General features: G+C 69.4%; 10 protein-coding genes. 9 read left to right on the forward strand and 1 reads right to left on the reverse strand.

What is annotated here, in order from left to right; all coding sequences use genetic code 11:
* Positions 1-70: 70 nt before the first annotated feature.
* Entirely contained in the window at positions 71-1,120 is a 1,050-nt protein-coding gene (locus tag FCN22_RS15795; protein WP_137122519.1) for an ABC transporter substrate-binding protein, read from the reverse strand.
* Positions 1,121-1,168: 48 nt separating this feature from the next.
* Between FCN22_RS15795 and FCN22_RS15800 the strand changes: the two genes are divergently transcribed.
* From FCN22_RS15800 to FCN22_RS15840, 9 genes are all read left to right on the forward strand, one after another.
* Entirely contained in the window at positions 1,169-1,603 is a 435-nt protein-coding gene (locus FCN22_RS15800; RefSeq protein WP_137122520.1) for a MarR family winged helix-turn-helix transcriptional regulator, read from the forward strand.
* 153 nt (positions 1,604-1,756) lie between these two features.
* A complete protein-coding gene (locus FCN22_RS15805; protein ID WP_137122521.1) occupies positions 1,757-3,400 on the forward strand; it encodes an ABC transporter substrate-binding protein in 1,644 nt (547 codons plus the stop codon).
* Positions 3,401-3,406: 6 nt separating this feature from the next.
* The gene (locus FCN22_RS15810) at positions 3,407-4,360 is read left to right on the forward strand and encodes an ABC transporter permease (RefSeq protein ID WP_137122522.1); all 954 of its coding nucleotides are present in this window, start codon (positions 3,407-3,409) and stop codon (positions 4,358-4,360) included.
* Between the two features lie 59 nt (positions 4,361-4,419).
* On the forward strand, positions 4,420-5,241 hold the full coding sequence (locus tag FCN22_RS15815; RefSeq protein WP_238384783.1) for an ABC transporter permease: 822 nt from the start codon (positions 4,420-4,422) through the stop codon (positions 5,239-5,241).
* Positions 5,241-6,245 carry an ABC transporter ATP-binding protein gene (locus FCN22_RS15820; protein WP_137122524.1) on the forward strand — a complete coding sequence of 335 codons (1,005 nt, stop codon included), beginning with the start codon at positions 5,241-5,243 and terminating at the stop codon, positions 6,243-6,245. Before FCN22_RS15815 ends, FCN22_RS15820 begins: the two co-directional genes overlap by 1 nt.
* The gene (locus FCN22_RS15825; RefSeq protein WP_137122525.1) at positions 6,242-7,273 is read left to right on the forward strand and encodes an ABC transporter ATP-binding protein; all 1,032 of its coding nucleotides are present in this window, start codon (positions 6,242-6,244) and stop codon (positions 7,271-7,273) included. Before FCN22_RS15820 ends, FCN22_RS15825 begins: the two co-directional genes overlap by 4 nt.
* Complete coding sequence (locus tag FCN22_RS15830) at positions 7,254-9,047, forward strand: gamma-glutamyltransferase family protein (RefSeq protein WP_444965520.1); 1,794 nt, start codon at positions 7,254-7,256, stop codon at positions 9,045-9,047. The genes FCN22_RS15825 and FCN22_RS15830 overlap by 20 nt, the downstream gene beginning before the upstream one ends.
* A 3-nt stretch (positions 9,048-9,050) precedes the next feature.
* Positions 9,051-9,797 carry a GntR family transcriptional regulator gene (locus FCN22_RS15835; RefSeq protein WP_202911621.1) on the forward strand — a complete coding sequence of 249 codons (747 nt, stop codon included), beginning with the start codon at positions 9,051-9,053 and terminating at the stop codon, positions 9,795-9,797.
* Positions 9,794-10,750 (forward strand): L-lactate permease, encoded by a 957-nt coding sequence (locus tag FCN22_RS15840; RefSeq protein WP_137122527.1) that lies wholly within the window; start codon positions 9,794-9,796, stop codon positions 10,748-10,750. The genes FCN22_RS15835 and FCN22_RS15840 overlap by 4 nt, the downstream gene beginning before the upstream one ends.
* The last annotated feature ends 9 nt before the right edge of the window (positions 10,751-10,759 follow it).

Here is a 10,759-nt window from a genome sequence, read left to right on the forward strand (position 1 = left end):
ATGTGGAAGGAAACACCCAACCTGTCGGGAAAGCAAGAGGTCGATGTGCCGGTCGTCGTGTGCCGTGCCCTCACCGGAGCGCGACGAGGTCCAGGCCCTCGGCGCGTGCCAGCCGCACGCGGGGTCGTCGCGGCCGAAGGTGTGCCGCGGCCCGGGTGACCGCCCCCGGGTTGAGCGCCCCGGCGCGTGCCAGCCGGGAGACGAGCTGGACGCCCTCGTAGCAACCCTGGGCGTAGACGCTCACGGTGGGCGCGGTGGGTCCCCAGCGCTGTCGGTAGCGGTCTTGGAACTCCTCGCTCTGGCGGTCGGTGGCAAACCAGTGCATCGCGGCATAGAGCTCGCCCGTGGAGTCACCGTTTGCCTCGAGCAGCCCTGTCTCGTCGAGGGATCCGGAGACACGAACGATCCGGTGCCCCGCGGGCGTCCGCGTGAAGCCCCGGTTGAAGGTGGCCAGGTCGCGGCCCACCAGGCTCAGCAGCACCGCGTCGACGCGTTCGCGCGACATCTCCTGGATCAGCTGTTCGGCGGGGACGGCGCCGAACGGCACCAGGCGCTGCAGGACGACGTCGCCGCCCGCCCGGTGGATCAACGCCCCTGCCGCGGCGTGCACTGCTCGTGGCCAGATGTAGTCGTTGCCGACCAGGGCCCAGCGGCGTAGCCGGGTCCGTGAGACGAGCCGTTCGACGACCGGCCGCAGCTGCTCCCTAGGGCCCTCGCCGAGCAGCACGACTCCGCACGAGCGCTTGCCACCCTCGTGAGGAGGCGTGAACACATAGGGCAGCCGCCCCTGCACGGCGGCGTCCAGACGACGGTGCACGTCGCTGGTGTGGAACCCCACGAGGGTGTCGATGGCCCGTGCGGCCACGAGGGATGCGACCTCCCGGGCGACGTCCTCGGGGTCCCGTCCCGCGTCGATGGGCACCAGGTCGAGGGGCTGGTCGGCGTGACTGCGGCAGGTGTTCGCGTCTTCCGCGGCCAGGAGCGCGCAGGCCATCGCCGCCGGGCCGGTGAGTCCCATCGGTCCGGACGAGGGCACGGCCAGCCCGACGCGCAGGCTCCGCCGGTCGGCACCGGCGAGAAGCGCGTCAAGGGGGTCGATCACGGGAGCTGAGAGTGTCACTGGTCTGAGTATGCTCCCCATCGTGGGCTGGTTGGACGAGGAGAAGGCATGAGTGGCACGCGGCAGGCACGACTGCTCGACTCGCTGTCCACCGCCCACCGACGACTGTCCCGCGCGCTGGACCAGCTCCTCGAGGAGGAGGGGGCCACCGTCGACCAGTGGCGGGTGCTGCACGCGCTCGACGCCTCGGACGGGCTGCTCATGGGAGACCTGACCGACCGACTGGGCGTGCCGGGGCCGTCCGTGACCCGGATCGTCGACGGGCTGGTCGACCGGGCCCTGGTCTACCGCCGACAGTCCACCGAGGACCGGCGCAGGGTCGCCGTGCACATCTCGGAGGCGGGACGGGCATCGGTGGCAAGGATGGACGCCATCGTGGAGGCGCAGGAGAGTCGTATCTCGAAGTCCTTGGGAGACAAGCGGTTTCGAACTCTTCTGGCGGCAGTGGAAGACCTGTGCGGCGCTGAGCGCCAGGACTCCTGACCAGAGGCCGCATCGTCCCGATTCCGGGATGACGTGGATCGTCACGGGCTCGACCCGCCTCCAAACATTTCCACTTGGAGACTATTGACACTGCATAATTGTTTACAGTTTACTGATTTGGCGCCGTCCCACTACCTACGGAGGCCGATCCCGATGCCCCGACCGCGCCACGCACTGCTCCTGACCATGACCCTGGCCCTCGGGCTGGGCGCTGCCGGGTGCTCCCAGCCCACCGGCAGCACGCCCGCAGGCACCGGAGGCGACACCGGCGGTGGCGACTCCTCTGCGGCGCCCGCCTCGGGTGCAGCGGCCCACGAGGGCGGCAACCTCACGGTCGCCCTGGCCGAGGCCCCGGATGCGCTCGACCCGACGGTCGCCTCGACGTACGTGGGCCGAATCGTCTTCGCCAACATGTGCGAGAAGCTGTACGACGTCGGTGACGGACTCAAGATCGTGCCCCAGTTGGCCGCTGAGAAGCCCAAGGTCTCTCCGGACGGCAAGACCTACACGATCGTGCTGCGCAAGGGCGTGAAGTTCAACGATGGCACGGACTTCAACGCCCAGGCCGTCAAGAAGACGCTCGAGCACTACAAGGACGACCCGAAGTCCGCGCGCGCCTCGGAGCTCACGACCGTGACCAAGGTCGACGCCGTGAACCCCACCACGGTGCGTCTGCACCTGAAGACTCCCTACGCACCCTTGACGGCCATTCTCGCCGACCGGTCCGGGATGATCCTGTCGCCGAAGCAGCTGGACAAGCTGGGTGACGACTTTGCCAAGCACCCCGTCTGTGTCGGGCCGTTCTCCTTCAAGGACCGGCCCTCCTCCGACAAGATCGAGCTGACCAGGTCGAAGTACTACTACGACAAGGCCAAGGTCCACCTCGACGGTGTGACCTTCGTGGCCGTGACCCAGCCCAACGTCAGGGCTGCCAACCTGCGCTCAGGCGACATCGACGTGGCCGACCGCATCGCGCCCCCCGACGTGGCGACGCTCAAGGGCTCCAGCGACGTCAAGGTCTGGCCGGTGACGTCTCTGGGTTACCAGGGACTGACGATCAACGTGTCCAACAGCGCCGGTGCCGGGAAGCCGGGCAACCACACCGTCGACAACCCGATGGCGCAGCACCCCGAGCTGCGGCAGGCGCTCGCGCTCAGCCTGGACCGTGACGCCATCAACAAGGTGGTCTTCCAGGGACAGTACGTCCCCGGGTGCACCCCGATCTCGCCGGAGAGTCCCTTCGCGCCGGACATCACCTGCCCCAAACGGGACGTGGCCAAGGCCAAGCAGCTCGTGGCTGACAGCGGCGTGCCGACCCCGATCCCGGTGCAGGTCAATGTGCAGGCCGGCAACGCCGACGCGACAAAGCTCGGCACCGTGATCCAGTCGATGGCCAAGGACGCCGGCTTCGACGTCAAGGTCAACCCGATCGAGTTCACCACGGCCCTCGACAACGCGGCGAAGGGCAACTTCGAGACGTTCCAGGTGGGCTGGTCAGGGCGGCTCGATCCCGACCAGAACATCGCACCGTTCTGGGACAACGACAGCGCGCTCAACTACAGCGGCGCCAACTACAAGGACGTGCAGTCGCTGATCCAGAAGGAGCAGTCGACGACGGACGAGGCGGCGCGCAAGCAGGTCTTCCAGCAGTTGGCCGAGTCCTTCCTCCAGCACAACAACATCATCTACCTGTACTACCCGAAGGTGGTCATGGGATACCGAAGCGCGGTCAGCGGCATCCAGTACTACGGCGACGGACTCATCCGGCTGAAGAGCGCCTCGATCTCGGGCAGCTGAGGCTCCATGCAGTGGTACATCCTGCGCAGGGTCGGCCAGTCCCTGGTCACGCTGTTCATCGCCACCATCGTGGTCTTCGTCGGAGTGCGGGCCCTCCCCGGGGACGCGGCGACAGCCTTGTCGGCGGAAACGTCGAACCCCAAGGTGCTGCAGGCGATCCGACAGGAGTACGGACTCGACCAGCCGGTGCCCGTGCAGTACGTCCGGTGGCTTGGGCACGCCATACAGGGTGACCTCGGCCAGTCCCCGAAGACGGGCATCTCGGTCTCGCAGACGCTGGCCGAGCGGCTCCCGGTGACGCTGGAGCTGGCCGGACTGGCGCTGATCATCGCGCTGGCGATCGGCCTGCCCATCGGGATCCTCGCCGCGGTACGCCGAGGGTCCGTGGCCGACTACGTCGCGAGCACCACCGCCCTGGTCGGTCTCTCGGTGCCGCACTTCTGGCTCGGCATCCTGTTCATCCTGGGGTTCGCCGTGAGCCTGCAGTGGTTGCCGGCATCCGGCTTCGTGCCGCTGACCGATCCCCTCGGCAACCTGTCCCACATGGCGATGCCTGCCGTGGTGCTCGGGATAGGGCTGGCCGCCGTCGTGATGCGACAGATGAGATCGGCGATGCTCGAGTCCCTCGGGGCAGATTTCGTGCGCACCGCACGGGCCAAGGGGATGAGTGAGCGGGTCGTCGTGGGGATCCACGTGCTGCGCAACAGCCTCATCACCGTCGTCACGGTTGTCGGATTGCAACTCGGCACCCTGATCTCGGGGGCGGTCATCACCGAACAGATCTTCATCATCCCCGGCATCGGCAAGCTCACCATCGACTCCGTGTTCAGCCGTGACTACCCGAGCCTGCAGGGAGTGGTACTCATCACCGCAACGGGTTACATCGTGGCCAACCTGCTCGTCGACATCGCCTACTCCCTGCTCAACCCGCGCATCCGGGTCTCAGGGGGTGCCGCATGAGCGCGGCTGGGGCAACCGTGCGCGTGGGGCGGCGACGGTCGGCCGGCAGAAGTCGGTTCGTGGCGCGTTTCCGGCGTCGTCCCCTGGCGCTGATCGGCCTGGTGGGAGTGGTGGTCGTCGTGGTGGTCGCACTTGCCGCGCCACTGCTCGCGCCCTACGACCCGGCCGCCTCGGACTACTCCGCCATCCTGCAGGGTCCGGGCTCGCCCGGACACCTGCTCGGCACCGACGACCTCGGTCGGGATGTGTTGTCGCGGCTGATTGTCGGGAGTCGCGCCTCGCTGACGGCAGGCGTCTTCGCGACGCTGCTGGCGTTGGTGGTGGCGGTGCCGATCGGCATGGTTGCGGGGTACTACCGGGGCTGGGTCGACGTCATCGTCTCCCGGGTGACCGACGTGGTGCTGTCCTTCCCGTTCTTGATCCTGGCGGTGGGCCTTGCCGCGATCCTGGGGCCGTCCCTGAAGAACGCCACCATCGCCCTCGCGGTAGGGCAGCTGCCGATGTTCGTGCGGATCACGCGCGGTGAGGTGATGGGGCTGAGGGAGCAGGAGTACGTCCAGGCGGCCGTCATCAACGGCGCACCCACACGGGTCGTGCTGCGTCGGCACATGCTGCCCAACATCCTCAGCCCTCTCATCGTCCAGTCCACGGTCGCGATCCCGGGCGCCATCATCGGCGCAGCCGTGCTCTCCTTCCTCGGGCTCGGCGTCCAGCCCCCGACCGCGGCCTGGGGCACCATGCTGAGCCAGGCCCAGCAGTACGTCTCCCAGGCGCCGTGGTTCGCCGTGTTCCCGGGCCTGGCCATCGCCGTGACGACGCTGTCGTTCAACCTCTTCGGCGACGGCTTGCGGGACGTCCTCGACGTGAGGCTGGCCTCCTGATGGCGCGGCTCGAGGTCGAGGACCTGCACGTGCGCTTCGACACCGACGAGGGACAGACCCTCGCCGTCAACGGTGTGTCCTTCTCCGTAGAACCGGGTGAGGTGCTCGCGCTGGTCGGGGAGTCCGGCTGTGGCAAGTCGATGACGGCCATGGCCACCATGGGCCTGCTGCCGCCGGCGGCATCGCGCAGCGGCAGCATCCGCCTCGAGGGCCGCGAGATCTCCGGGTTGAGCGGCCGCGAGATGCGAAGGATCCTCGGTCGCGAGATCTCGATGATCTTCCAGGAACCGATGACGTCGCTCAACCCGGTCTTCACCGTCGGTTACCAGATCGGCGAGGTCCTGCGCCGCCACGAGGGACTGAGCCGGAAGAAGGCACGGCTTCGCGCGATCGAGTTGCTCGACCTCGTGCGCATTCCGGCTGCCGACCGACGGGTGGACGAGTATCCGCACCAGATGTCCGGTGGCATGCGGCAGCGCGTGATGATCGCGATGGCCGTCGCCTGCAACCCCAAGGTGCTCCTCGCTGACGAACCCACCACGGCGTTGGACGTGACGATCCAGGCCCAGATCCTGGACATCGTCCGGGACCTGCAACACCAGCTCGACACCTCGGTCGTCATGATCACGCACGACCTGGGTGTCGTCGCCGACATCGCCGACCGCGTCGTGGTCATGTACGCCGGGCACGTCGTGGAGACCGGCGCCGTCGACGAGCTCTTCGCATCGACGCAGCACCCCTACACCCTGGGACTGCTCGGTTCCGTGCCCCGCCCCGACCTCGTGCTGGCCGATGTCCAGGGCCGGCTGGCCGAGATCCCCGGCATGGTGCCGACGCTGCACGAGCCGCCGACCGAGTGCGTCTTCGCCCCGCGATGTCCCCGGGTCAGCGACGACTGCCGGACCGAGATGCCGAGGCTGGCCGAGACGGCGCCCGGCCAGTGGGCAGCGTGCGTCCACCCGGGGGTCGCCCGGGCGCACCCCACGGAGGTGGTCCTGCCATGAGTGAGCCGGTGCTGGAGATCAGCGGCCTGCGCAAGTACTTCGACGTCGACCGGAGCAGAGGTGGAGGCAAGGTCTACGCGGTCGATGGCGTCGACCTGTCGATCGGACCCGGTGAGATGGTCGGGCTGGTCGGTGAGTCGGGCAGTGGCAAGTCGACGGTCGGCAAGTGCGTGGTGCGCCTGCTGGAGCCGACCGCAGGGTCCATCAAGATCCACGGCCGGGACGTCACGCACCTTCGACAACGCTCTCTGCGGCACCTGCGACGGCAGGTGCACATGGTCTTCCAGGACCCGCACTCCTCGCTGAACCCACGTATGCAGGTGGGTGCCGTGGTCGCCGAACCGCTGCGGATGCACCGGATCGCCCGCGGCAAGGACCTCACCCGGCGGGTGGACGAGATGCTCGAGCGCGTGGGCCTGGGACCGGAGATGCGCTCCCGCTACCCCCACGAGCTCTCGGGTGGCCAACGCCAGAGAGTGGGCCTGGCTCGCTCGCTGGTGCTCGAACCGAGCCTGCTGATCGCGGACGAGCCCGTCTCGGCGCTCGACGTCTCCGTCCAGGCCTCGATCATCAACCTCCTGCTCGACCTCCAGCGCGACATGGGATTCAGCTGCCTGTTCATCGCGCACGACCTCGCCGCGGTGGAGTTCCTGTGCAACCGGGTCGCCGTCATGTACCTCGGGCGGATCGTCGAGGAGTCCTCGAGGGAGGAGCTGTTCAAGCACCCGAGGCACCCCTACTCCCAGTCGCTCCTGTCGGCGATCCCGTTGCCGGATCCGCCGGTCCAGCGGGAGCGGAAACGGGTCGTGCTCACCGGCGACATCCCGAGCCCGGTCAACCCGCCCTCGGGCTGCCACTTCCACACACGTTGTCCGGTCGCGGAACTGCCGCTGTGTCGTGACCGGGATCCCGAGCTGATCGCCCATCATGGGCAGGGCCACCGCACGGCCTGCCACCTCGTCCACGCGGACGGCACCGCGCCGGACATCACGAAGGGAGCTGGGCCGCTTGTTCACCACGAGACCTGAGCTGTCAGGCACGTTCGGCATGGTCGCCTCGACCCACTGGCTGGCCTCCCAGTCCGGCATGGCCGTCCTCGAGCGTGGCGGCAACGCCTTCGACGCGGCGGTCACCGCCGGTTTCGTGCTGCAGGTGGTCGAACCCCACCTCAACGGACCGGCCGGTGAGGTCCCCGCCGTGGGTTGGGACGCGCGAACGGAGGCGCCCTTCGTGCTGGCCGGTCAGGGCACGGCACCCGCGTCCGCAACGATCGAGCGCTTCGCCGACCTGGGCCTGGACCTCGTGCCGGGGACCGGCCTGCTGGCGGCCTGCGTGCCGGGCGCGTTCGGTGGGTGGCTGACCATGCTCGAGCGCTATGGCACGCTCCGGCCGCGTGACGTCCTCGAGCACGCCATCGGGTATGCGCGGACGGGCTTTCCTGCGTTGCCCAGGATCTGTTCGACGATCGACACGGTCCGGGACCTGTTCACCGACCACTGGGACACCTCGGCGAAGGTGTGGCTGCGCGGGGGACGGGCGCCCGAGCCGGGAACGTTGCTCACCAACCCCGACCTCGCCGACACCTACGAGCGGGTGCTGGCCGCCGCGGAGGCCGCCGGATCGGACAGAGACGCGCAGATCGAGGCGGCGAGGCGGGCCTTCTACGAGGGCTTCGTCGCCGAGGCCATCACCGACTTCGTCGGGTCCACCGCGGTGATGGACGTGTCGGGCGAACCACACCGAGGGCTGCTCGATGGCGAGGACCTGGCCACCTGGCGGGCGACCATCGAGGAGCCCCTGTCCCTGGACTACGGCGACTGCACGGTGCTCAAGGCCGGTGCCTGGTCGCAGGCCCCGGTGTTCCTCCAGCAACTGGCGCTGCTGCGTGGATTCGAGCTGGACGGACTGGACCACGCCGGTCCCGACCTGGTGCATCTGGTGACCGAGTGCGCCAAGCTGGCTTTCGCGGACCGTGAGGCGTGGTACGGCGACCCGGGGTTCGTCGACGTGCCGATGCAGGAGCTGCTGTCGGTCGCCTACAACGACGAGCGCCGCGCCCTGGTCGGCGAGGTGGCCGACGTGGGCGGCCTGCGTCCGGGTCGACCCGGCGGAAGGGTTCCCCGGATGCCGGCGTTGGCCGGCGACGAGTCCGTGGCGGAGAGCCGCCGCGAGGCCGGCGGTCTGGGTGAGCCGACGGTGCGTGCCACCGGAGACACCCGGGGGGACACCGTGCACGTCGACGTGGTCGACCGCTTCGGCAACATGGTCTCGGTCACCCCGAGCGGTGGCTGGCTGCAGAGCTCCCCGGTCATCCCGGGGCTCGGCTTTCCACTGGGGACGCGTGCCCAGATGTTCTGGCTCGAGGAGGGCCTTGCGGGCTCCCTCGCACCGGGGAAACGGCCACGCACGACCTTGTCGCCGACCCTGGCGCTGCGCGACGGCAGGCCGTGGATGGCGTTCGGCACTCCCGGAGGTGACCAACAGGACCAGTGGTCGCTGCAGCTGTTCCTGCACGTCCTGCATGCGGGTATGGGCCTGCAGCAGTCCATCGACGCACCAGCCTGGAGCTCAGGTCACCTCCGGTCTTCCTTCTACCCGCGAGACATCCACCCCGGGCGACTGCACGTGGAGTCGCGGCTCGGCGAGGCGACCGTCGCCGAGCTGCGGCGCCGCGGGCACGAGGTCATGGTGGAGGACCCGTGGTCGTTGGGCCGGCTCACGGCCGTCTCGCGGAGCGCCGACGGGCAGCTGCATGCCGGTGCCAATCCCCGCGGCATGCAGGGTTACGCGGTCGGACGCTGAGCCGTGGCACGTACGAAGGTCGTCGTCGACGAGTTCGACGACGTGGGTCCGCTGCAGCGGCCGGGGCCGTTGCGGCAGGGGGTCCAGGACGCCCTTCGGGAGCTGATCATCTCCCGCACGTTGGCGCCCGGGCAGCACCTGGTGGAGACCGAGCTGGCCGAGCGCCTGAACGTGAGCCGGGGACCGGTCCGGGAGGCGCTGCAGGCACTGCACGCGCGTGGTTGGGTCGACCTGCGGCCGGGTCGCGGCGCCTTCGTGCACGAACCCACGGACCACGAGGTGGACGAGGTCTTCGCGGTTCGTGCAGCGCTGGAGAGCGAGGCCGCGCGGTTGGCGGCCCCACGGATGGAGCCTGCGAGCCTGGACGAGCTGCGGGAGATCTGCGAGCGGGGCCGGGGCGCGGTGCGGTCCAAGGACGTCGGGGTGGTCGTGTCGGCCAACTCGGCCTTCCATCGCCGGATCGCGGCGTTGTCCGGTATCCAGCTGCTCAGCGACTACATCGCGTCGATCGATCTGCGGGTGCGGTGGTTCTACAAGCCGGTCGCCCGCACCCGGGGCATGCACTCCTGGGACGAGCACGAGCGGATCATCGCGGCGTTGGAGGCGGGTGATGGGGCGACTGCGGCGAGGGTGATGCGGATGCACACGGAGCGGACCCGGTCGACTTATCAGGCGATGGGGCCGGAGGAGGAGGCGGTGCCGGGGCGGAGCGGTCGGCGCAAGCGGGAGGGCGGGGGCAGCGGGCGGTGAGCCCGCCGGTCACGGCGGGGTACTGGCTCGCGGCGGCTGCGCCGGTCCTGCTGCTTCTGGTCCTGGTCACGACCGGGGTGCTGGCCACCAAGACTGCGTGTCTGTTGGTTGCTGCCTTGACCGGCGTCATCGCGGGTACCGTCTTCGGCGCCGGCTGGTCGGTGCTGGCGGTGGCGCTGGGCAAGGGGCTGTGGCTGGGGGCTTGGATCTTGTATGTGGTGTTCCCGGCGATGTTGTTGTACCGGCTGGCCGAACGGGCCGGGTTCGACCGGATCGGGAGCCTGTTCGAGCACTTGTTTCCCAACCGCAGCGAGAACCTGCTGGTGTTGGCCTGGTTGCTGCCGTCGTTCGTGCAGGGAGTGGCGGGGTTCGGCACCCCGATCGCGGTGGCCGCTCCGTTGCTGTTGGCCTCGGGCTGGTCGCGGGCCAGGGCGGTGGCCTACCCGTTGATCGGGTACAGCTGGTCGGTCACGTTCGGTTCGATGGGTTCGTCGTTCTACATGGCTGCCCTGACGGCACACCTGCCAGCGGCGGCGACGGCCGCGTTCGCGGGGCACGCCTCGCTGATGCTGGGGGTCAACGGGGTGTTGGGTGGTGCCCTGGTCCTGTTGCTGGACGGCGGGTTGCGCGGGCTGAGGGACGGCCTGCTGCTGTTGCTGTCCGCGGGCGTGCCGATGGCCGTGACGCTGTATGCCGTGACCTCGGTCGTGCCGGCCATCGGGACGGTCAGCGCGGGCGCCGTCGGGTTCGCCGTCGCTTTGGCCCTGGCCTGGCTGACGCGGCGCCGCCGGGCCGGGGTCGCGGCGCCGGAGCCGGCGTTGGCCGGAAGGCCCCGGGACGCCCGGGACGCCCGGGACGCGGGCCGGGCCGCGGGGCCGTCCGCCGCCGCGCACACTCTGCAACAGGCCGGCCGTGCGCAGGGCAGCGATCGCCTCCCGCAGCGTGGCCCGTGACACCCCCAT

This window comes from Segeticoccus rhizosphaerae, from assembly GCF_005222685.1.
In the GTDB taxonomy this organism is placed as follows: domain Bacteria; phylum Actinomycetota; class Actinomycetes; order Actinomycetales; family Dermatophilaceae; genus Segeticoccus; species Segeticoccus rhizosphaerae.

Excerpts from the sequence above, each read along its gene's own strand:
- FCN22_RS15800 (WP_137122520.1), top strand. The coding sequence starts at position 1,169 with ATGAGTGGCACGCGGCAGGCACGACTGCTCGACTCGCTGTCCACCGCC.
- FCN22_RS15805 (WP_137122521.1), top strand. The coding sequence starts at position 1,757 with ATGCCCCGACCGCGCCACGCACTGCTCCTGACCATGACCCTGGCCCTC.
- FCN22_RS15810 (WP_137122522.1), top strand. The coding sequence starts at position 3,407 with ATGCAGTGGTACATCCTGCGCAGGGTCGGCCAGTCCCTGGTCACGCTG.
- FCN22_RS15820 (WP_137122524.1), top strand. The coding sequence starts at position 5,241 with ATGGCGCGGCTCGAGGTCGAGGACCTGCACGTGCGCTTCGACACCGAC.
- FCN22_RS15825 (WP_137122525.1), top strand. The coding sequence starts at position 6,242 with ATGAGTGAGCCGGTGCTGGAGATCAGCGGCCTGCGCAAGTACTTCGAC.